Annotated in this window: 17 protein-coding genes and 2 pseudogenes; 16 read left to right on the forward strand and 3 right to left on the reverse strand. The window is 69.2% G+C overall.

The window, feature by feature from the left end:
• The first annotated feature begins 49 nt into the window (after positions 1-49).
• The 12 genes and pseudogenes from ACFQ0E_RS05225 to ACFQ0E_RS05280 all read left to right on the forward strand — a co-directional run bounded on the left by ACFQ0E_RS05225 (position 50) and on the right by ACFQ0E_RS05280 (position 13,154).
• The gene (locus tag ACFQ0E_RS05225; RefSeq protein ID WP_386822624.1) at positions 50-745 is read left to right on the forward strand and encodes a VIT1/CCC1 transporter family protein; all 696 of its coding nucleotides are present in this window, start codon (positions 50-52) and stop codon (positions 743-745) included.
• Between the two features lie 12 nt (positions 746-757).
• A complete protein-coding gene (locus ACFQ0E_RS05230) occupies positions 758-1,678 on the forward strand; it encodes an ABC transporter permease subunit (protein ID WP_386822625.1) in 921 nt (306 codons plus the stop codon).
• A gap of 558 nt (positions 1,679-2,236) precedes the next feature.
• Positions 2,237-3,421, forward strand: a complete 1,185-nt coding sequence (locus tag ACFQ0E_RS05235) for a S8 family peptidase (protein ID WP_386822626.1) — start codon at positions 2,237-2,239, stop codon at positions 3,419-3,421.
• A 290-nt stretch (positions 3,422-3,711) separates the two neighbouring features.
• Positions 3,712-4,443 carry a TorF family putative porin gene (locus ACFQ0E_RS05240; protein ID WP_386822627.1) on the forward strand — a complete coding sequence of 244 codons (732 nt, stop codon included), beginning with the start codon at positions 3,712-3,714 and terminating at the stop codon, positions 4,441-4,443.
• A 15-nt stretch (positions 4,444-4,458) separates the two neighbouring features.
• Complete coding sequence (locus ACFQ0E_RS05245; protein ID WP_386822628.1) at positions 4,459-4,551, forward strand: potassium-transporting ATPase subunit F; 93 nt, start codon at positions 4,459-4,461, stop codon at positions 4,549-4,551.
• A gap of 76 nt (positions 4,552-4,627) precedes the next feature.
• A complete protein-coding gene (gene kdpA / locus ACFQ0E_RS05250; RefSeq protein WP_386822629.1) occupies positions 4,628-6,445 on the forward strand; it encodes a potassium-transporting ATPase subunit KdpA in 1,818 nt (605 codons plus the stop codon).
• A gap of 11 nt (positions 6,446-6,456) precedes the next feature.
• Positions 6,457-8,520 (forward strand): potassium-transporting ATPase subunit KdpB, encoded by a 2,064-nt coding sequence (gene kdpB, locus ACFQ0E_RS05255; protein WP_386822630.1) that lies wholly within the window; start codon positions 6,457-6,459, stop codon positions 8,518-8,520.
• A 1-nt stretch (position 8,521) separates the two neighbouring features.
• A complete protein-coding gene (kdpC, locus tag ACFQ0E_RS05260) occupies positions 8,522-9,166 on the forward strand; it encodes a potassium-transporting ATPase subunit KdpC (protein ID WP_386822631.1) in 645 nt (214 codons plus the stop codon).
• Between the two features lie 202 nt (positions 9,167-9,368).
• Positions 9,369-10,274, forward strand: a pseudogene (locus tag ACFQ0E_RS05265) (universal stress protein); the annotation flags it as partial.
• A gap of 213 nt (positions 10,275-10,487) precedes the next feature.
• Positions 10,488-11,924: pseudogene (locus tag ACFQ0E_RS05270) on the forward strand (sensor histidine kinase); the annotation flags it as partial.
• Complete coding sequence (locus ACFQ0E_RS05275; protein ID WP_386822632.1) at positions 11,921-12,640, forward strand: response regulator; 720 nt, start codon at positions 11,921-11,923, stop codon at positions 12,638-12,640. The pseudogene ACFQ0E_RS05270 and the gene ACFQ0E_RS05275, both read left to right, overlap by 4 nt.
• 127 nt (positions 12,641-12,767) lie before the next feature.
• Positions 12,768-13,154 (forward strand): putative signal transducing protein, encoded by a 387-nt coding sequence (locus tag ACFQ0E_RS05280; protein WP_386822633.1) that lies wholly within the window; start codon positions 12,768-12,770, stop codon positions 13,152-13,154.
• A gap of 51 nt (positions 13,155-13,205) precedes the next feature.
• Here ACFQ0E_RS05280 and ACFQ0E_RS05285 read toward each other — a convergent pair whose 3' ends face one another.
• The 3 genes from ACFQ0E_RS05285 to yihA all read right to left on the reverse strand — a co-directional run bounded on the left by ACFQ0E_RS05285 (position 13,206) and on the right by yihA (position 17,123).
• Complete coding sequence (locus ACFQ0E_RS05285) at positions 13,206-15,230, reverse strand: XVIPCD domain-containing protein (RefSeq protein WP_386822634.1); 2,025 nt, start codon at positions 15,228-15,230, stop codon at positions 13,206-13,208.
• Positions 15,231-15,511: 281 nt separating this feature from the next.
• A complete protein-coding gene (locus ACFQ0E_RS05290; RefSeq protein ID WP_386822635.1) occupies positions 15,512-16,276 on the reverse strand; it encodes a hypothetical protein in 765 nt (254 codons plus the stop codon).
• Between the two features lie 217 nt (positions 16,277-16,493).
• Positions 16,494-17,123 carry a ribosome biogenesis GTP-binding protein YihA/YsxC gene (gene yihA / locus ACFQ0E_RS05295; RefSeq protein WP_386822636.1) on the reverse strand — a complete coding sequence of 210 codons (630 nt, stop codon included), beginning with the start codon at positions 17,121-17,123 and terminating at the stop codon, positions 16,494-16,496.
• Positions 17,124-17,257: 134 nt separating this feature from the next.
• On the opposite strand from yihA, the gene ACFQ0E_RS05300 reads away from it, so the two are divergent.
• The 4 genes from ACFQ0E_RS05300 (at position 17,258) to ACFQ0E_RS05315 (ending at position 20,715) form a co-directional block, all read left to right on the forward strand.
• Positions 17,258-18,046, forward strand: a complete 789-nt coding sequence (locus ACFQ0E_RS05300) for a c-type cytochrome (RefSeq protein ID WP_386822637.1) — start codon at positions 17,258-17,260, stop codon at positions 18,044-18,046.
• Positions 18,047-18,165: 119 nt separating this feature from the next.
• Positions 18,166-18,807: a thiol:disulfide interchange protein DsbA/DsbL gene (locus tag ACFQ0E_RS05305; RefSeq protein ID WP_386822638.1), complete on the forward strand. Its 642-nt coding sequence runs from the start codon at positions 18,166-18,168 to the stop codon at positions 18,805-18,807.
• A 134-nt stretch (positions 18,808-18,941) separates the two neighbouring features.
• Entirely contained in the window at positions 18,942-19,799 is an 858-nt protein-coding gene (locus tag ACFQ0E_RS05310; RefSeq protein WP_386822639.1) for a thiol:disulfide interchange protein DsbA/DsbL, read from the forward strand.
• Between the two features lie 97 nt (positions 19,800-19,896).
• Positions 19,897-20,715: an endonuclease/exonuclease/phosphatase family protein gene (locus ACFQ0E_RS05315; RefSeq protein ID WP_386824043.1), complete on the forward strand. Its 819-nt coding sequence runs from the start codon at positions 19,897-19,899 to the stop codon at positions 20,713-20,715.
• The last annotated feature ends 23 nt before the right edge of the window (positions 20,716-20,738 follow it).

Below are 20,738 nucleotides of genomic sequence, written 5' to 3' on the forward strand. Positions count from 1 at the left end.
CATCGCGATCGCCGACAATCGACCCACCCCTTCGCTGCAGGAGCCGCCCATGCGCCGCTGGCACATCGAAACCCATCGCACCGATCGCGTCGGCTGGCTGCGCGCCGCCGTGCTTGGCGCCAACGACGGCATCATCTCCATCGCCGGCCTGGTGGTCGGCGTCGCCGCGTCGGGTGCGGACGCGCGCACCGTGCTGGGCAGCGGCATCGCCGGCATCGTCGCCGGCGCGATGTCGATGGCCGCCGGCGAATACGTTTCCGTGCAGTCGCAGGCCGACACCGAGCATGCCGACATCGCCAAGGAAACCCGCGAGCTGGCCGAGGAGCCCGATGCCGAGCTGCAGGAGCTGACGCATATCTATGTGCAGCGCGGGCTGTCGCCGGAGCTGGCGAAGCAGGTCGCGCAGCAGTTGACCGCGCACGATGCCCTGGGCGCGCACGCGCGCGATGAGCTGGGCATCACCGAGTCGCTGCGCGCGCGGCCACTGCAGGCGGCGCTGGCCTCGGCGGCGGCGTTCGGGGCGGGCGCGGTGCTGCCGATCCTCGCCGTGCTGCTGGCCCCGGCGGGCCGGATCGAGCTGGTGGTGATCGCGGTGACCGTGGTGGCGCTGCTGCTGTCGGGCGGACTGGCGGCCAGGGTCGGGGGCGCCAGCGTCGCGCGCGGTGCGTTGCGCGTGGGCTTCTGGGGCGCGATGGCGATGGCGGCGGCGGCCGTGATCGGTCGCCTGTTCGACGTGCAGGTCTGACAGGCCTCCGGGGTGCGGCGATTCCTGGCACGCCTGGGTGAAGCCCTGCTGACGGTGTGGCTGCTGGCCTCGCTGTGCTTCGTGCTGCTGCGCGCGGCGCCGGGTGGCCCGTTCGATACCGAGAAATCGGCGCCGCCGGAGGTGCAGGCGGCGCTGGAAGCGAAATACCGGCTGGACCGCGCGCTGCCGGCGCAGTACGCGGCCTGGCTGGGCGATGTCGCGCGTGGCGACCTCGGACCCTCGTTCCAGTACCCCGACTACACGGTCAACCAGCTGGTCGCGCAGGCGCTGCCGGTGTCGCTGCTCAACGGCGGGCTGGCCCTGCTGCTGGCCCTGCTGGTCGGGGTGCCATTGGGCATCTGGTCCGCCATGCGCGCCGGCTCGTGGCTCGATCGTCTGTTCATGCTGTTCGCCGGGCTGGGCCTGGCGGTGCCGAAGTTCGTGGTCGCGCCGCTGCTGGTGCTGCTGTTCGCGGTGACCCTGCACTGGTTGCCGGCCGGCGGCTGGGGCGAGTGGACGAACGTGGTCCTGCCGGCCATCGCGCTGGCGTTGCCGAACCTGGCCTACTGCGCCCGCCTGGCGCGGGCCTCGATGCTCGACGTGCGCCATGCCGAATACCTGGCCGCAGCGCGGGCCCGGGGCCTGTCCGAAACCCGCCTGCTGTTCGCCCATGCCCTGAAGCCGGCCCTGCTGCCGGTGGTGGCTTGGCTGTCCCCGGCGCTGATCAACATCGTCACCGGCTCGGCGGTGGTCGAGCAGGTGTTCGGCATCCCCGGCATGGGCCGCTACTTCGTCCAGGGCGCGCTCAACCGCGACTACACCCTGGTCCTCGGCGTGGTGCTGGTGGTGGGTGTCCTGATCGTGGCGATCAACGCGATAGTGGATCTGATGCGGGCGCAGATGGACCCGAGGCTGCGCGATTCCGTCGCATGAGCTTGCTGCATCGCAGCAGGATCGGGTCGAGGCACGCGCCTTTGTTCATTATGTGCGTACGGCCTGTTGCGAATGGCATGACATATGCTCTTTCTGCCATGAGCTTATTCCCAAAGGGAATGTGCTGCATCGCAATGCGGTCACCCTCGCGTGCTTTTCCCTGATCGATCACATGCTTGCGCGGTATACGGTCGTCGGTATGCCCCGGACGACGTGCCGGTGAACTGAGACAGGCTTGGCTCTGCCCCTGCAGACACCCCCGCCAGGCCATGGCTCGAAGCCCGCGAAGCCAAAGTCGGCACAGTGGCGTTGATTGACACAACCTGAACGGGCTTCCTAGTGTCGTTCCGCGATCCACAGGGGGAAAGCATCGGGCATCTGCAGGGACAAGCAGTACGCAGGCCCGATCCGTCAGTCACCGACCCGCCGTCCGCGCAGACCCGGTCTGCGGAACGTCGCGCGTCCACGCCTGCGCACTCTGGATCGCCGACGCGGCGGGTACCGCCGCGCGAGCACACAACACACCATCTCGAACAACAACGAATAAAGGGAGTGATCGTGAATCATCGAGTTTGCATGCTGTCCGCCGCCATCGCCGCCACCCTGCTGTCGGCCGGCACCGCCGCCGCCGCCGATTTCCGCACCGCCGACAAGCCGATCGCCGGCCAGTACATCGTCGTGCTGAAGGACGACGCCGCGCGCCTGCTGAGCGAAGCGCGCCCGAACGCCTCCGTCGCGACCGTCGCCAGCCGCATGGCTTCGACGCACCGCGTCCGCATCACCAAGAGCTTCAACCACGTCGTCCGCGGCTTCGTCGCCCAGGCCGATGACCGCGCCCTGGCCCGCCTGCTGGCCGACCCGCGCGTCGCCTATGTCGAAGAAGACGGCATCGTCACCACGTCCGCCACGCAGAGCGGCGCCACCTGGGGCATCGATCGCGTCGACCAGCGCAACCTGCCGCTGAGCGGCACCTACGTGTACAACCGCACCGCCTCCGGCGTGCACGCGTACATCATCGACACCGGCGTGCTCGGCACCCACAGCCAGTTCTCCGGCCGCATGGGCAATGGCTACACCGCGATCAGCGATGGCCGTGGCACCACCGACTGCAACGGCCACGGCACGCACGTCGCCGGCACCGTCGGCGGCACCACGCATGGCGTCGCCAAGGGCGTGACCATCCATCCGGTCCGCGTGCTCGGCTGCACGGGCTCGGGCACCAACTCCGGCGTCATCGCCGGCATGGACTGGGTCACCGCCAACCGCATCCGTCCGGCCGTGGCGAACATGAGCCTCGGCGGCGGCGCGTCCAGCACCACTGACTCGGCCGTGCAGCGCATGGTCAATGCCGGCGTGACCGTGGTCGTGGCTGCGGGCAACAACAACGCCAGCGCCTGCAACTACTCGCCGGCGCGCGCGACCAACGCGATCACCGTCGGTTCGACCACGAACACCGATGCGCGTTCGTCGTTCTCGAACTACGGCACCTGCCTGGACATCTTCGCCCCGGGTTCGAACATCACCTCGGCCTGGTACACCAGCAGCACCGCGACCAACACCATCAGCGGCACCTCGATGGCGTCGCCGCACGTGGCCGGCGCCGCCGCGCTGTACCTCGCCCTGAACCCCTCGGCCACCCCGGCCCAGGTGACCACGGCGATCATCAATGCTTCGACGCCGAACAAGGTGACCGGTGCCCAGACGGGTTCGCCGAACCGCCTGCTGTACACGCTGAACTTCTGATCGATTCGCAAGGATCCATCGGGATCGATCCACGGCGGCGGCCGACCTCGACGGTCGTCGCCATGGATCGCGCAACACGCGCGGCCGGGGCTTGCCCCGGCCGCGTTTTCGTTGGAGGAATGAGCGGCGGGCCTCAGGCTTGTCGCCGCAGCGCGACCCGAGTCGCGCAACATGGATTGTTTACGCGGATTTTTCGCGACGCCGCCCCGAGCGAATAGAGGCTTTACGCCGCCCCTCCGGAGAATGTCCGCGTGGCCAGACCGGCCTCGACGACATCCACGAGCGGCACCATGATTCCTGTTTCGAAACGCCTGCGCGAAGCGCGCGCGCCCCTCATCACCGCCATCCTCGCCGCGATCGGCCTGATGGCCATCGGTCGCGAGGCCAGCGCGGTCGACCTCACCGGCAACGCGGCGATCGGTACCGACTACGTCTGGCGCGGCACCACGCAGACGCAGGGCGATCCCACCGTGCAGGCGGGCGTGAAAGTCGCCGGCGAATCCGGCCTGTACGCATCGATCTGGGCCTCGAACGTCGAGTTCGCCCCGGAAACGCGCGCCAGCAGCGAACTCGACTTCACGGTCGGCTGGACCAAGGCCCTGAACGATGACTGGACTGTCGATGTCAACGCGGTCCGGTACCAGTATCCGTCGACCACGGTCGATCTCGACTGGACCGAACTCAACGGCACGATCACCTACAGGAGCCACTACTGGCTGTCGCTCGGCTACTCCAGCGAAGCGTTGGGTTACGACGCAGATGGGACCTATGCGCTGCTTGGCGCGAAGCTGCCGGTGACCGACACGTTCCGCTTCGAAGCGGCCGTGGGGCACTACTTCCTGGACGACGCAGTCGTGGCCAAGGATGGCTACTCCCACGGCCTGGTCAGTGCGGTGTGGGCATTCAAGGCGCCATTCGAGGCGCGCTTGACTGCACACGCCACCGATTCGAACGCGAAAACGATCTTCGGCGACGACGTCGCCGGGTCGCGCGTCGAAGCGGCGCTGCAGGCGTCCTTCTGATCCCGGAGAACGACGATGCCTGCCTGGTTGTCCCTTGTCTGCGGCGTCGCGGTGATCGTGTCCGCGGCCTATCTGATCTACGTGGTCCTGCGCCCCGAGGATTTCTGAGCGGTCGGCGCGCATCGCGTCCTCGCCCGACGCGGCGCAGTGCGCACGTCCACGCACCTTGTACTGGTGAACGAACATGATCGAACTCTTTCTCGTCTTCGCTCTCGCGGTCGGCCTCGGCTGGCCGCTGGGGCTGTATCTCGCCCGCGTGATGCGCGGCGAGTCGTCGTGGCTGGACCGTGCCATCGGTCCTGTAGAACGCCTGCTGTATCGCGCGCTGGGCATCCACCCCGGCAGCGGTATGGACTGGAAGGCCTACGCCAAGGCCTTCCTCGCCTCCAATCTCGTGCTCGGCATTCTGGTGTGGGCGCTGTTCATGACCCAGGCCTGGCTGCCGCTGAACCCGGACGACATCCCGAACATGCGCTGGGATACCGCGCTGCACACGATGGTGTCGTTCCTGACCAACACCAACCAGCAGCACTACTCCGGCCAGGCACAGCTGAGCTATCTCTCGCAGATGGTCGGCATCGTCGGCCTGCAGGTGGTGACGCCGATGATGGGCCTCGCGCTGGTCGTGGCGACCTTGCGCGGCCTGTTCGGGGGGCGCGAGTCGATGGCGAAGGACGCCTCGCCGATCGAAGCCGCCGCGGCCGCTGGTGAGGCCGACAAGTCGCTGCCGGTCACGCAGTTCTATCGTCCGGAAGACACGCAGGCTGCGAAGCGCGAGGCCGGGCAGGCGGAACGCGACGTCGGCAATTTCTGGGTCGACGTCATCCGCGCGACGCTCCGCTTCATGCTGCCGCTGTGCCTGGCATGGTCGCTGCTGCTGACCTGGCAGGGCGTGCCCTCGACGCTGCAGGGCGGTCCAACCGTCGCGCCGGTCGATGCCAGCGCGGAAATGAAAGCGCAGAAGATCCCGGTGGGACCGGTCGCGCCGATGGTGGCGGCCAAGCAGCTCGGCACCAACGGCGGTGGCTGGTACGGGCCCAACAGCTCGGTGGCGCTGGAGAACCCGACGCCGCTGTCCAACCTGCTGCAAACCCTCGCGCTCATCCTGATCCCGGTCGCCGTGACCTTCATGGCCGGCACGTTCGTGCGCAGGCGGCGGTTCACCGCGCTGATCTTCGGCAGCATGCTGCTGATGTCCGCGCTGTCCACCGGTGCCGCGATCTGGTCTGAAGGCCATTCGCCCACGGCGCTGGATCCGGCGCTGATGGAAGGCAAGGAAGTGCGGCATGGCGCGGATGCATCGGCGCTGTGGGCGGCGCTCACCACGCAGACCAGCAACGGCTCGGTCAATGCGATGCACGACTCGCTGGCGCCGCTGACCGGCGGCGTGACCATCGGCAACATGCTGGTCAACGCGATCTGGGGCGGCGTGGGCTGCGGCCTCCAGCAGTTTCTGGTCTACCTGCTGCTGGCGGTGTTCCTCGCCGGCCTGATGACCGGACGCACACCCGAATTGTTCGGACGCAAGATCGAAGCCTTCGAGATCCGCTGGCTCGCCTTGCTCATCGTGCTGCAGCCGCTGGCGGTGCTCGGTTTCACCGCGCTCACGCTGGCGTTGCCGGAATACATCGGCGGCTTTGAAACAGGAACGTCCAATCCCGGCTTCCACGGCATCAGCCAGGTGTTCTACGAGTACACCTCGGCCTTCGCCAACAACGGCTCGGGTTTCGAAGGTCTGGGCGACGCCACCTACTGGTGGAACCTGACCTGCGTCGTCGTGCTCGTGCTCGGTCGCTATCCGGCCCTGATCATCCCCTTGATGATCGCCGGCGCGATGGCGAAGAAGCGCGTGGCCCCCGAAGGCAGCGGCACGCTGCATGTCGAAACGCCGACCTTCGCGCTGACGCTGGTCGCGGTGATCGCGATCCTGACCGTCCTGCAATTCACGCCTGCGCTGGTGCTGGGCCCGGTGGCCGAACACCTGTCGCTGGCCAGTCCCTGAGACGTCCAATCATGAACAACCATTCCCAAGCCGATGCGGGCATCGCGCGCCGCCAGTCGCTGGCGGGGCTGGATGCCGCCGCGCTGCGTGCGGCCCTCATCGAATCCTTCCGCAAGCTGTCGCCGCGCCAGGCGCTGAGGAGCCCGGTGATCGCGATCGTGCTGCTCGGCACGCTCCTCTCCGCGCTCATCACCGTGGTGGTCGGCAAGCAGCTCGTGTTCGGCACCGCGGTGACGCTGATCCTGTTCGCGACCGTGCTGTTCGCCAATTTCGCCGAAGCGGTGGCCGAGGCGCGGGGCCGTGGCCAGGCGGCCACGCTGCGCGCCGCACGCCGCGACCTCGTCGCGCGCCGGCTCGACGCGCAGCGCAACGAAACCCGCATACCGGCCACCCAGCTGCGTCGCGGCGACCGCGTGATCGTCGGCGAGGGCGAACTCATTCCCGCCGATGGCGAGATCATCGAGGGCATCGCCAGCATCAACGAGGCGGCGGTGACTGGCGAATCCGCACCTGTGCTGCGCGAAGCCGGGACAGACCGCAGCGGCGTGATCGGCGGCACCAAGGTGCTGTCGGACAGCATTGTCATCGAGATCAGCGCGGAACCGGGCGGCAGCTTCCTCGACCGCATGATCGCGCTGGTCGAAGGCGCCAACCGCCAGAAGACGCCGAACGAAATCGCGCTGACCATGCTGCTGGCGGCGATGACCCTGACGTTCCTCATCGTCTGTGCCACGCTGCCGCTGCTCGCCGGCTTCCTGGGCATCGCACTCGATCCGCTGCTGCTGATCGCGCTGCTGGTCTGCCTGATCCCGACCACCATCGGCGGCCTGCTGCCGGCCATCGGCATCGCCGGCATGAACCGCGCGCTGGCCGCGAACGTGCTGGCCAAATCCGGCAAGGCGGTGGAGATCGCCGGCGACGTCGATGTGCTGCTGCTCGACAAGACCGGCACGATCACCCATGGCGATCGCCAGGCGACCGCGTTCCATCCGCTGGCCGGCATCCACCGCGACCAGTTGCGCGATGCCGCGCTGCTGTCCTCGCTGGCCGACCCCACGCCGGAAGGCAAGTCGATCGTGCGCCTGGCCCGTGAACTGCAGAGCGTCGTCGTCGATCCCGAGCGCGCGCATTACGTGCAGTTCACCGCGCAGACGCGCATGTCCGGCGTCGACCTGCCGGGCGAGGACGGCCCGTCCGGACGCGTCATCCGCAAGGGCGCGGGCGATGCCATCGCGCGTCACGTACAGGCGCTGGGCGGCGAGGTCTCGGCGGAGCTCAATGCCCGCGTCGAGCAGGTTGCGCGCGGTGGCGCCACGCCGCTGGTGGTGTCGGAAGGCCGGCACGTGCTCGGCGTGGTCGAGCTGTCGGACGTGGTCAAGCACGGCGTCAAGGAACGTTTCGCGCGCATGCGCGAGATGGGCATCCGGACCGTGATGATCACCGGCGACAATCCGCTCACGGCCGCCGCCATCGCGGCGGAAGCGGGCGTCGACGACTACATCGCCGAGGCCCGCCCCGAGGACAAGCTCGCGCGCATCCGCACCGAGCAGGCCGGCGGCCGCCTGGTCGCGATGGTCGGCGACGGCACCAACGACGCACCGGCGCTGGCGCAGGCCGACGTGGGCCTGGCGATGAACTCGGGTACGCAGGCCGCGAAGGAGGCCGGCAACATGGTCGATCTCGATTCCGATCCGGCCAAGCTGCTGGCGGTGGTCGAGGTGGGCAAGCAGCAGCTGATCACGCGCGGCGCGCTGACCACGTTCTCGCTGGCCAACGATGTGTCGAAGTACTTCGCGATCCTGCCTGCGCTGTTCGCCGCCGCCATTCCGCAGATGTCCGCGCTGAACGTCATGCAGTTGTCCAGTCCGCAGAACGCCGTGCTGGCCGCATTGATCTTCAACGCGCTGATCATCCCGGCGCTGATCCCGCTCGCGCTCAAGGGCGTGCGCTTCAAGCCCGCCACCGCGGTGTCGCTGCTTCGCCGGAACATGCTGGTCTACGGCATGGGTGGCGTGGTCCTGCCGTTCATCGCCATCAAGCTGATCGACATGGCGCTCGTCGCCGCTGGAGCCTGACATGAATGCCACACACACTGCCGCCGTACAGCCCGACCGCGATGCGACGCCGTCCTTCGATGCGCCCTTGCATCGTGGCGGCGCATGGCGCCCCGCGATCGTCTTCGCCGGCGTGGCGCTGGCCGGCTTCGGCCTGCTGTACTCGCTCGCTGGTGCCGGGTTGGGTCAGGTGCTGTTCCCTGCGCAGGCACAGGGCAGCCTGATCGAGCGCGACGGCGCCGTCGTCGGTTCCGCGCTGGTGCCGCAGCCGTTCGCGGGCGACCGCTACTTCGCGTCGCGGCCCTCCGCGGCCGGCTACGATCCGATGGCCGCGGCGGGCAGCAACCAGTCGCGCACCAATCCGGACATGCGCAAGCGCGTGAACGAGGCCATCGCCGCCGTCGCCGCGCGCGAGGGCGTCGCGCCCGCCGACGTGCCCGGCGATCTGGTCACGCAGTCCGGCGGCGGCCTGGATCCGCACATCAGCCCGGCCGCCGCGCGCATCCAGGTCGCCCGCGTCGCCAAGGCGCGCGGCCTGGACGTCGCCGTGGTCGAGTGCCTGGTGGCGGCCCAGACCGAAGCGCCGCAGTACGGGGTGTTGGGGCAACCGCGCGTCAACGTGCTGCGGCTCAATCTCGCCCTCGACGCGCTGCGGGTGGCGCCGTGATCGCGTCGCGCGTCGATCGCGGGCATCGCGTTCCGCTAAGCTTGGCGGAACGCACCGGCAACACGCGCATCGCGAATCACGTCGAGACATGAACGAACGCAGCGCACAGGCCGATGCCCTGATCGGCGAACTGCAGAAGCAGGCCGCCGGGCGCCTGACCATTTTCCTCGGCGCGGCGCCGGGCGTCGGCAAGACCTACGCGATGCTGTCGCGCGCGCGCGAGCTGAAAAAACAGGGCGTCGACGTGGTCGTGGGCCTGGTCGAGACCCATGGGCGGGCGGAGACGCTGGCGATGCTCGATGGCCTGGAGGTGCTGCCGCGCCGTTCGATCGACTATCACGGACGCAGGCTCGACGAACTGGATCTGGATGCGCTGATCGCGCGCAGGCCGCGCGTGGCCCTGGTCGACGAACTCGCGCACCGCAACGCGCCGGGCAGCCGCCACGAGCGGCGCTGGCAGGACGTGATCGAACTGCTCGACGCCGGCATCGATGTCTACACGACGATCAACATCCAGCACCTGGAAAGCCTGAACGACGTGGTGCACCGGATCACCGGCGTGCGCGTCGCCGAGACCGTGCCGGACCTGGTCTTCGACCGTCTGCGCGACATCAAGCTCATCGACCTGCCGCCGCGCGAGCTGATCGAGCGCCTGCAGGAGGGAAAGGTGTATGTCCCCGAGCATGCGGCGCAGGCGCTGCAAGCCTTCTTCTCGCCGTCGAACCTCAGCGCGCTGCGCGAACTGGCGATGCAGGTTGCAGCCGATCGCGTCGACAGCGACCTGCGCGAGGCGCAGGCCGCGCGCGGCCTGCCGGGCATGTCGCTGCGCCGGCAGGTGATGGTCGCCATCGACGGCCTGGGCCAGTCCGAATACCTGGTGCGCATGGCCCGCCGGATCGCCGAACGACGCGATGCGCCGTGGACCGTCGTCACCGTGCAGTCGCGCGGCCTGCCGGGCGTACAGGCGCAGCAGGAAGTCGATCGTGCGTTCGCGCTTGCGCGACGGCTCGGCGGGGAGACCGAAGTGCTGCACGGCCCCAATATCGTCGACGCGCTGCTCGACCATGCCGGTCGCATCGGCGCGTCGACGCTGGTGCTCGGACGCACGCGCGAACGCCCGCTCGCGCGCATGTTCAACCGCACGATCACCCAGCAACTGCTGCAGCGCGGCGCGCATTACGAACTCACCATCATCAGCACGCCCGAAGCCCGCGCGCGCGCGCGGCGGACCCTGCGCGAAGCCGGCGGTGGGCTGACCCGCAGCGATATCGCGCTGCCCGTCGTCGCAGCGGCCGTGGCGACCTGCCTGGGATGGCTGCTGGAGCGGTTCGCGGGTCTGGGCGACCTGTCGATGGTGTTCATCGTCGCGGTGATCGTGGTCGCGGCGCGCACGCGCATGGCGGCCGCGGTGATCGCGGCCACGCTGTGCTTCCTGGCCTACAACTTCTTCTTCATCGAGCCGCGCTTCACGTTCTACATCGGCGCCCGGCAGGGCGTGGCTTCGGTGTTCCTGTTCCTGGTCGCCGCCCTGGTCTGCGGGCGGCTCGCGGCCAGGCTGCGCGCGCAGGTCGTCGCTTTGCGCGCCGCCAATGCCCATGCGAGCGCGCTGCAGACCCTCGGACGGCAACTCGCCAGCGCGGCGGACATCGGCCAAGTGGTCGAAGCCGGGCGCGTGGCCCTGCAGCGCGCCATCGACGGCGACGCCCTGCTGCACGTCGGCGATGCGCCGCTGCCGCGCGACGGTGCGTTCGCGCTCAGCGACATGGATCGCGCCGCTGCCGATTGGGCCTGCAGGCATCGCCAGCCCGCCGGCCGTTTCACCGACACGCTCGCCAATGCCGGCTGGTGGTTCCTGCCGCTGGTGATCGACGGCAAGGCCGCCGGCGTGGCCGGCCTGCGCCTGCCCGCGCACGTGTCGCGACTGGGTGCGGAACAGCGTCGGCTCGCCGAAGCGATGGTCGCCGACATCGCCGAGGCCATCGTGCGCACACGGCTGGTGTCCGACCTGGAGCGCGCGAAGCTCACCGGTGAGACGGAACGCCTGCGGTCCGCGCTGCTGTCGTCGGTGTCGCACGACCTGCGTTCGCCGCTGGCCTCGATCATCGGCGCGGCCGGCAGCCTGGATGCCTACGGCGACGCGATGAGCGCCGAAGACCGCCACGCGCTGCTCGACACCGTACGCCTGGAGGGCGAGCGGCTGGACCGCTACATCCAGAACCTGCTCGACATGACCCGGCTCGGCCACGGCGGCCTCACGCTCAATCGCGACTGGATCGGTGTGGGCGAACTGATCGGCTCGGCGGTGTCCCGCCTGCAGCGCTACCAGCCCGACATGCTCGCGACCGTGCGCGTCGACGCCGACGTCGAGCCCATCTGGGTGCATCCCGCGCTGGTCGAGCAGGCGCTGTTCAACGTGATCGAGAACGCGGCGAAGTTCTCGCCCACCGGCGAGGCCGTCGACATCGTCGCCCGGCGCCTCGGCGACGGTGCGCTGCAGGTCGACGTGCGCGATCGCGGCCCCGGGATCCCCGAAGAGGAGCGCAAGCGCATCTTCGACATGTTCTACAGCGTCGAGCGGGGCGATCGCGGTGGCCATGGCACCGGCCTGGGCCTGGCGATCACGCAGGGCATGATCGGTGCCCATGGCGGCAGCGTGGAAGCGCTGCCGGGCGATGGTCCCGACCCGCAGCGTCGCGGCACCGTGATCCGTATTACCCTTCCCCGCATCCTGCCCCCGGAGAGCGGACACCGTCCATGACGCAAACGCCCGTGCTTCCCGCCGGCGCGTCGCCGATCCGCGTGCTGGTCGTCGACGACGAACCGCAGATCCGCCGCTTCCTCGACATCAGCCTGCGCGCGCAGGGCTATCGCGTCGAACTCGCCGAAAACGGCGCGGCCGGTCTGGCTGCGCTGGCCACGCATGGCGCCGATCTCGTCATTCTCGACCTGGGGCTGCCCGACATGGATGGCCATGCGGTGCTCTCGCAACTGCGCGAATGGTCGCAGGTGCCGGTGCTGGTGCTGACGGTGCGGTCCGGCGAGGCGGAGAAGGTCGCTGTGCTCGATGCGGGCGCCAACGATTACGTGACGAAGCCCTTCGGCATCCAGGAGCTGATGGCGCGCGTGCGCGCGCTGCTGCGTGCGCGCGCAGCGCCGATGGAGGGCGCGATGGTGTTCGACGATGGCAGGCTGCACATCGATCTTGCACGACGCGAAGTACTGCTGGAGGGCGCCCAGGTGACCCTGGCGCGCAAGGAGTTCGCGCTGCTGGCGCTGCTGGCCCGCAACGCAGGGCGGGTGGTGACGCAGCCGCAGATCCTGCGCGAGCTGTGGGGCCCGGATCACGAGGAAGACACGCATTACCTGCGCGTGCTGGTCGGCAAGCTCCGCCACAAGCTCGCCGACGATGCGGCGAGCCCGCGTTACATCGCGACCGAGCCGGGCGTGGGCCTGCGCTTTCTCGGTCGGATCTGACTGTCCCGGCGCGCGTTCTGGTCGATGCGGTGCCCTGCTGCGGGGAGCGTGCGAACGGATGATCGACAGGCGTCGAGGGTATGCTGGCTGTCATGTCCGTCCACCTGTGGCCAAGAGGAGCGCCCCGATGCAGATCGTCTACCGCGCCGCCAACCTCTCCGATGCCCACCTGATCCGCCAGATGATGGAAGCCGAGGGCATTCCGGCCTTCGTCCAGGGCGAATTCCTGCAGGGCGCGGTCGGCGAGCTGCCGGCGAACACCGAAGTCCTCGTGCGCGTGCCCGATGCGCATGTCGCAGCGGCGCGCCTGGTCGTCGACGACTGGGAATCCAGCGAGCCGGTGGGGTTCGAGGACGATGACCTGGACGGTGAAGACCTGGACGCGACCGGTGCCGGTGAGCCGACCTCGGTGCAGACACAGGCGATCGCGGTGAGGCGCCTGCTGCTGTTCGTCGCAATCCTCGTCGTCGGCGTGATCGGCTACGCGTTGTTGCTGCGCCGCGCGGCCGGATGACGCTTCCCGGGCGCATGCGCCCGGGAAGGTCGAGAGAGGAAAGCGCCCGGATCAGGGCCCGCGTCGCTGTGTTTCCTGCGCCTGCTGCGCGACCTGCGGCGCTTCCGTCGACTTGGCATCGGCCATGCGCGTGCTCTGTTCGAGCGTCTGCGTGGTCGCCTGCGTGTAGTCGATGTACGCGTGCTTCGCGGCCGGGTGCGAGGGGTCGCCGTTCACGCCCTGCACCGCGATCAGGAAGCCCTGGCCGTTGTTGCTGCGGCCGACATGGTCGATGCGGCTGAGGCCGGTGGCCTTGGCGTCCGCCGCCAGCGCGCCTGCGGCCTGTTCCATCTGCTCTCGCGACTTGAATCCGCCACCGGGACCGAGCTGTTCGAGGTTCGACAGCGCCTGCTTGTACAGCGCGTGGTCCGGATGCTGCGGGCTGGCCAGCGAAGACGGTGTTGCGTTCGGCTGCGTCGGCGCGGGTGTCGGCGCCGGCTTCGCTGGCGTGGTCTCGGCAGGCGCCGCCTGCGTCGGCGTGCGCTGTTGGTTCCACTGCACTTCGATCGCCTGCCGCGTGGCCCTGTCGGCGTCGCCGGTGGCCGGCAGGCCATTGGCCTTCTGGAAGGCCGCGACCGCCGCGACGGTGTTCTCGCCGTAATGGCCGGTGGCGTTGAACGGCTGGCCGTCCTGGCGCTTGTAGCCCAGCGTGGACAGCTGTGCCTGCAGGTGTTTCACCGCTGCGCCGTCCTCGCCGCGCTTGAGCACGCCGTCGGCCAGCGCATCCGCCGGCTGCGCCGCGCGCTGTGCGCCGCCCTGCGTCTGCGACTGGTTGCGATCCTGCAGCAGCGTGCGCGCTTCGGCGAGCGGATCGGTGGCGTAGAGCTTCACGCCGTTCGCCTGCTTGCGCTCCAGGTAGCGGTCGAGCGAGCTCAGCTCCACGCCTTCGCCGCCGCGCGACTGGCTGACCATCAGCTCGCCGCTCTTCGGGTCGCGCACGACCATCACGATGTGGTCGATGCCTTTGTAGCGGCCGCCGTCCCACTTGGTCGGGCCGTTGTCCTCGCCGATGATCATGCCTTCCTTCAGCGCGCCGCGCGTGACCTGCGCGCCGGTGAGCATCACGCCGGAGCGCTGCTCGGCCTTCTGCACGATCATCGCAGCGCCGTCGTTGCCCAGGCTGAAGCGATCGGCGCGGGAGAACACTTCGCGCCCGGCTTCTCGATTGATCTCGGCCATGGTCGCGTTCTGCATCGTCGCGACCCAGCCCGAGCAATCGACGTAACCCTGGTCCGGGTTCTTGCCGCTGACGCCGGCGATCTTGCCGCTCATCGCGTACTTCACGTGGTCGTACTTCAGCGTGAGCGCGTGCGCGTCGTTGAGCTCGATGCCCTTGCCGGCTTCCTGCGCGGGGCGGTTCTGCAGCGGCGTCTGGGCAGGTGTCTGCGTCGGCGCGGTCTGCGCGGGCGTGGCCTGCGAAGGCGTGTTCGCCTGCGTGGCCGGACCGATGTTCTTTTCCGGGATCTGGATGCGATCGAACTTGCGATCCCAATAGGTGGTGAAGCTGGTCGCGAGGTCGCGGTCCGACATCGACGACAGCGATTCGTACTTGCGACCGGTCACCTTCTCGAAGTCGCGCGAACTGATGTTGTTGAGGATGTTGCGACGCGTATCGTCGCGGCCGAACTCGCCGGTCGCGATCGCGGTCTGGATCGAGCGGTAGCCTGCGGCGCCCTGCTGGTGCGCAAGGTACATGTCGAGGCCGTCGGGCTGCGCGCTGCCCGACAGGTACGGACGTCCGTCGCGGGCGTGGCGGTTGACCAGTGCCTGGCGGTTGTCGAGGTAGAGGCGTGCGGCGGCATCGGTGTTCGCGACGGGGTCCAGCTCGCGACCGGCGATGCCGTAGGCCCGGGCGGTGTCCGGGACGAACTGGAACAGGCCCTTGGCGCCGTTCGGGCCGCGGCTGGCGGTCTCGTCGAACCTGCCGCCGGTTTCGATGTAGGCGAAGCGGAGGAAATCGTCGCGGGGGATGCCGCGTTCCTTGGCTTCCTTCTCGATGATGTCGAGGACTTCGGTCTTGCTGTAATCGCGTGGCATGTGTGTGCTGTCCGTGAGGTTGGGCGTGGCGGTGTCGCCGCCACGGCGCGTCAACCGGATCCGTCCGTGGACCCTCTGCATGTGGTCGACCATGAAACAACGCCCGGACGTCCCCGAAGGGCCGCCCGGCATGGGTGTCGACCGGACTCCTCCATGAGCCCTCTACGGTCAGTCAACAGAACTGCCTGCGTGCCGGACCAGGCCGGCGCGCGGGGTGAAGTCTAGCAATCCCGGGTCGCGTGGGCAGCGGTCGGGACGCCCGTCCGTCGGCCGGTGCGGCGTCAGGGTGCGGGCTGGTACTGCTTGCCGGCGGTGTCGTAGCGATATTCGGTGACGCCGCTCGCGGCTTCGGTGCCGGTGCCGCTCATCGCGATGCGGATCGTCGGCAGGCCGCCGTCGCCGGGGGTGCCGAAGCTCAGCGTGCCCTTGGTCTGGTAGCAGGCGCGATCGCCCGGCTCCTGGCCGCAATCGGCATCGTTGTCCTCGCCTGCGGCGATGTTGCCGATGTAGGTCCAGCGCTGCCTGCCGGCATTGGCTTCGAGCTGCAGGTCGGCCGAGTCGAAGAGGAACATTTCATAGGACGCCGAATCCACGCCATTGGCGAAGAAGGTGACCGGCACCGCCAGCACCATGCGGCCGTCGCCGGTCTCGCGGCTTTCGATCTTGCGCGTCTTGTCGATTTCGCCGGCCCGCTCGTAGGCGCCGAACTCGCCGATCGTGGGATACGCGCCGTCGATGGTCCATTCCTTCTCCGAGCCGGCGCTGTCCTTGAACAGCGTCGCCGCGGTGATGTTGACCTTGCTGCCGGGCGCCGGCACCGCGTTCTCGTCCTTCGGGCCGTAGACCTCGGGCGTGTTGTACGCGAAGCCGGTGTACCAGTGCTTCCCGCCCAGATCGAACGAATGGCCGAACCACCAGGTCGCGACGGCGCCGTCGTCGACTTCGTACGACAGCGCGCCATCGCCGTCCTTCTGGTAGATGAGGTAGAGCATGCTGCTGGGCGACGGCGGCTGCGCGGCCATCTTCGGCGGGGCGGGAGTGGTCACGGGCGGAACGTCCTGTCGGGAGGCGGGCGTGTCTTTGCTGGGGGCGGCGGGCTGGGCCGGTGCGTCGCCGCTGCTGCAGGCGGCCAGCGACATCGACAGCAATGCGGTCAGGGCAGCCATCGCGCGACGGCGCCTGCCGGGGGGCTGGAGGGGGAACATCCTCTGGGTCCTTCGGGGGAAAAGGCGTGGTCTTCTTAACGTCGCATCGCGACGGGCGTCAAGCTGCGGGTCTGCCGATGCCCAGCCAGCCGGCGACCACGCTGCGCAGTTCGTCCACGCCGGCCTTCGATTCGCCGGAGAAGGTCTGCACGCTGACGGTGTCGCCGTACTGGGCCTGCAGGTCCTTGCGCACGGCCATCAGCGTGTTGCCGGCGGCGCCGCGGCCGAGCTTGTCGGCCTTGGTCAGGATGGCGTGGGCCGGCAGGCCGCGCTCGGCGGCGTAGGCGATCATGTGCCGGTCGTAGTCCTTCAGCGGATGGCGGATGTCCATCACCACCACCAATCCCTTCAGGGCCTGGCGGGTGCGGAAGTACTGGTCGAGGAAGGCTTGCCAGTGCGCCTGCAGGTCCTGCGGCACCTTGGCGTAGCCGTAGCCGGGCAGGTCGACGAGGAACTTGCCCTCGTGCGGCGGCAGCTCGAAGAACACCAGCTGCTGGGTGCGGCCGGGCGTCTTCGAGACCCGGGCCAGCGCGTTCTGCTGGCACAGGGCGTTGAGCGCGCTGGACTTGCCGGCATTGGAGCGGCCGGCGAACGCGACCTCGAAACCGCCGTCCGGCGGCAGCTGGCGGGGCGTATGGGCGGCCAGCAGGTAGCCGGCGCGGACGAAGGGATTGGGAGGGGTGACCATCGCCATAGCATCGCACGACCGGCAAGCCCGGCCGGCCCGGTTTGACCGGCCCCGGTGCCGCGACGATAATTCCACGGTTTCGGCCTGCGGTCGGTCCTGCCGGCCCCGCGTCCCGTCTTCTTGGAGTGTTGAGCATGCGTCACGCACGTGCCTTCGGTTTCGCCGGCCTCGCGGTCCTCGCGGTCGCGGCGGCCGCCGCCATCGCCCAGACCACGGTCACCCCCGTGCCCGAAGCCGCGCCGGTCCAGACCGCGCCGCTGGACGCGTCCGTGCTGACCGAACTGGCAAAGGCCAAGGGCGGCGATGCCAAGGCCGGTGCCGCCAAGGCCGGCGCCTGCGCCGCCTGCCACGGCCTGGACGGCAATTCGACCGCCGATCCGACCCTCTACCCGCGCATCGCCGGCCAGAGCGAGCGCTACATCGCCACCCAGCTGGCGCTGTTCAAGAGCGGCCACCGCGCGAACGCGATCATGCAGCCCTTCGCCGCCGCCCTGAGCGCGCAGGACATGCGCGACATCGGCGCCTACTACGCCACCCAGAAGTCGGGCGCCGGCATCGCCGACGACACCGTGATCGCCCAGGGCCCGAACCAGGGCCTGAAGTTCTACGAAGTCGGCCAGAAGCTGTACCGCAGCGGCGACCCGCAGCGCGGCGTGCCGGCCTGCATGGCCTGCCACGGCCCGACCGGCGCCGGCAACCCGGGCCCGGCCTATCCGCACGTCGGCGGCCAGCAGGCCTGGTACAGCAAGCGTCGCCTCGAGGAATACCGCGCCGGCGTGACCACCCTGCCCGCCGCCGAGAAGGCCCACTTCGACATCATGGCCGCCGTGGCCAAGCCGCTGACCGACGAGGAAATCCAGGCGCTGGCCAGCTACATGCAGGGCCTGCACGCCCGCGCGCCGGCGACGGCGAAGGCACGCTGAAGCGCCGCCGGGCCTGCGTCCGGCATCGCAATCCACAGGTTTCGCGCTTGAATCCGGACGCCGGCACGGACATCCTCTGTGCCGGCGTTTTTTCATTCCCCCGACACAGGTTTCCGCCCATGCCGCGTCTGTTCGCCTGGTTGCTGCTCTCGCTCCTCCTTCCGCTGACCGCCTGCGCGCAGGCGCCCGCCGGCCCGGTCCAGGCCGGCCGCGACTACGAAGTGCTGCCGCAGGGCCAGCGCTGGCAGCCGGCCAACGGCAAGATCGAAGTGGCGGAGGTCTTTGCCTACACGTGCCACCACTGCGCCGACTTCCAGCCGATGGTCGATGCCTGGAAGAAGAAGCTGCCGGCCGATGTCGCCTTCACCTACGTGCCGGTCGCCTTCGACCCGGAAGACAGCTACGCGCTGGCCTACTTCGCCGCCGAATCGGCCAAGGCGCTGCCGAAGGTGCACAACGCGCTGTTCGACGCGATCCACAAGGACGGCACGCTGCCGCGCAACAGCCCCACCGTCGACGAGCTGGGAACCTGGTTCGCGCAGAAGGGTCTGAACCAGTCGCGCATGGTCGCGCTGATGCAGTCCAAGGAGACCGCCGCGAAGATGTCGCGCGTCCGCGGCTTCATGAAGGCCAACGGCGTCAAGGGCACGCCGACCATGGTGGTCAACGGCAAATACGTGGTGCGTGGCGGTTCGCTCGCCGACCGCCTGCGCATCGTCGATGCCCTGGTCGCGATGGAGCGGGCCAAGCCCAAACCCTGATTTCCTTCTGCCCGGCGCATCGCCGGCCGGATCCGCGACGCCGCGTCCGCGCGCGGCACAGCCCGTCATTCCCCAGTCATTCCCAGCTCCACATCGTTCGATAGACCGACCGCATTCCGACAGGAGAGACACCGATGAAGCGATACCTGCCGTTCGCCCTGCTCGCCGCGCTCGCGCTGACCGCGTGCACCGGCAAGGACGACGCCGCCAGCACCGATGCGCCGGCCGCGACCGACACCGCCGTCAGCGAAGAACAGCTGATGAAGGACGCCGCTGCCGCTGCCGCTGCGGGCAACGATCCGAATGCCGTGGTCGCCGATCCGGCCGTCGCCGAAGCCGGCGCAGCCCCGACGCCCCCGCTGGCCACCGCCGACGGCCCGGTCCCGGGTCTGAAGCTCGGCGTGGACTACCAGCTCGTCCAGAACGGCCAGCCGTTCGAGCCGCTCAACGGCAAGATCGAAGTGGTCGAGATGTTCAACTTCGTCTGCCCGGCCTGCGCCTCGTTCCAGCCGCTGATCGGCAACTGGAAGAAGACCCTGCCGGCCGACGTGCGCTTCACCTACGTGCCGGCGGCGTTCGGCGGCAACTGGGATCAGTACGTCCGCGCGTTCTACGCCTCGCAGACCATGGGCATCGCCGAGAAGGCCCACGAGAAGGTCTACGACGCGATCCACCTCGAAGGCAAGCTCAAGGGCGAGCGCGGCGAGGACAGCGATGCCGAGATCGCGGCCTTCTATTCGCAGTTCGGCGTCGATGCCAAGGCCTTCGCCGGCAACATGAAGAGCTTCGCGGTCACCGGCAAGTACAACAAGGCCAAGCAGTATTTCGCCGCGCAGTCGATCGGTGCCACCCCGAGCACGCCGACGATCTTCATCAACGGCAAGTACCGCGTGCTGGGTCGCAGCGCCGAAGACCGCCTGCGCGTCGCCGATGCGCTGATCGCGTTCGAGCGCGCCCAGGCCAGCGGCGCCGCTGCACCGGCCACGCCCTGATCCGCATCGCGCGCATGATCCGCAACGGGAGCGGCCGGGCATGACATCGACACCGGCCGCAGCCCATGCCGCCGCGAGCGATTCGCGGCGGCTGAAACTGCTCAGCGCCAACATCCAGGCCGGGGCCAGCACCCGGCGCTACACCGACTACGCCACCCGCAGCTGGTCGCACGTGCTGCCGGCCGGCAACAAGCGCGCCTCGCTGGACGCCATCGCCGAGCTGGCCGCGCTGCACGACATCGTCGGCCTGCAGGAAAGCGACCCGGGCAGCTGGCGATCGGGCTTCACCAACCAGACCCACTACCTTGCCGAGCGCGCGGGCTTCGACTTCTGGAGCCACCAGCCCAACCGCAGCGTGGGCGTGGCCGGCAACGGCACCGCCGGGCGACGGGTCGGCGTGGTCGCCTCCAGCGCGAACGCGCTGCTGTCGCGCATCGAGCCGGCCGAGGTCAGCGACCATCCGCTGCCCGGCCGCATCGCCGGTCGCGGCGTGCTGGTCGCGCGCTTCGGCCGCGACCGCGACAGCCTGACCATCGCGGTCGCGCACCTGTCGCTGGGCGCCGGTTCGCGGCGCGCACAGCTGGCCTTCATCGGCGAACTGCTGCAGGACCATCCGCACAGCGTGCTGATGGGCGACTTCAACTGCACCATCGACCAGCCGGAGATGGCGCTGCTATTCCAGCGCACCCGCCTGCAGCCGCCGGCCTGTGCCGTACACACCTTCCCCAGCTGGCGCCCGCAGCGCGCGATCGACCACGTGCTGCTCTCCGAAGGCCTGCGCTGCGCCGACATGCGCGCGGTGCCGGCGGCCTGGTCGGACCACCTGGCGCTGTCGGTCGAGCTGGACGTGCCTGCGCACAGCCTGCCCGCGCACACCCTGACTGCCCCGCCGGCGACGCCTTCGGCCGCAGGTTGATTTGAGTCAAAGCCGGACCCGCG

The sequence above is a fragment of the Lysobacter brunescens genome (assembly GCF_042677005.1).
In the GTDB taxonomy this organism is placed as follows: Bacteria; Pseudomonadota; Gammaproteobacteria; order Xanthomonadales; family Xanthomonadaceae; genus Lysobacter_I; species Lysobacter_I brunescens.

Excerpts from the sequence above, each read along its gene's own strand:
- yihA (WP_386822636.1), bottom strand. The coding sequence starts at position 17,123 with ATGGTCACCCCTCCCAATCCCTTCGTCCGCGCCGGCTACCTGCTGGCC.
- ACFQ0E_RS05225 (WP_386822624.1), top strand. The coding sequence starts at position 50 with ATGCGCCGCTGGCACATCGAAACCCATCGCACCGATCGCGTCGGCTGG.
- kdpA (WP_386822629.1), top strand. The coding sequence starts at position 4,628 with ATGATCGAACTCTTTCTCGTCTTCGCTCTCGCGGTCGGCCTCGGCTGG.
- ACFQ0E_RS05305 (WP_386822638.1), top strand. The coding sequence starts at position 18,166 with ATGCCGCGTCTGTTCGCCTGGTTGCTGCTCTCGCTCCTCCTTCCGCTG.
- ACFQ0E_RS05280 (WP_386822633.1), top strand. The coding sequence starts at position 12,768 with ATGCAGATCGTCTACCGCGCCGCCAACCTCTCCGATGCCCACCTGATC.
- ACFQ0E_RS05275 (WP_386822632.1), top strand. The coding sequence starts at position 11,921 with ATGACGCAAACGCCCGTGCTTCCCGCCGGCGCGTCGCCGATCCGCGTG.
- kdpC (WP_386822631.1), top strand. The coding sequence starts at position 8,522 with ATGAATGCCACACACACTGCCGCCGTACAGCCCGACCGCGATGCGACG.
- ACFQ0E_RS05310 (WP_386822639.1), top strand. The coding sequence starts at position 18,942 with ATGAAGCGATACCTGCCGTTCGCCCTGCTCGCCGCGCTCGCGCTGACC.
- kdpB (WP_386822630.1), top strand. The coding sequence starts at position 6,457 with ATGAACAACCATTCCCAAGCCGATGCGGGCATCGCGCGCCGCCAGTCG.
- ACFQ0E_RS05285 (WP_386822634.1), bottom strand. The coding sequence starts at position 15,230 with ATGCCACGCGATTACAGCAAGACCGAAGTCCTCGACATCATCGAGAAG.
- ACFQ0E_RS05240 (WP_386822627.1), top strand. The coding sequence starts at position 3,712 with ATGATTCCTGTTTCGAAACGCCTGCGCGAAGCGCGCGCGCCCCTCATC.
- ACFQ0E_RS05245 (WP_386822628.1), top strand. The coding sequence starts at position 4,459 with ATGCCTGCCTGGTTGTCCCTTGTCTGCGGCGTCGCGGTGATCGTGTCC.
- ACFQ0E_RS05300 (WP_386822637.1), top strand. The coding sequence starts at position 17,258 with ATGCGTCACGCACGTGCCTTCGGTTTCGCCGGCCTCGCGGTCCTCGCG.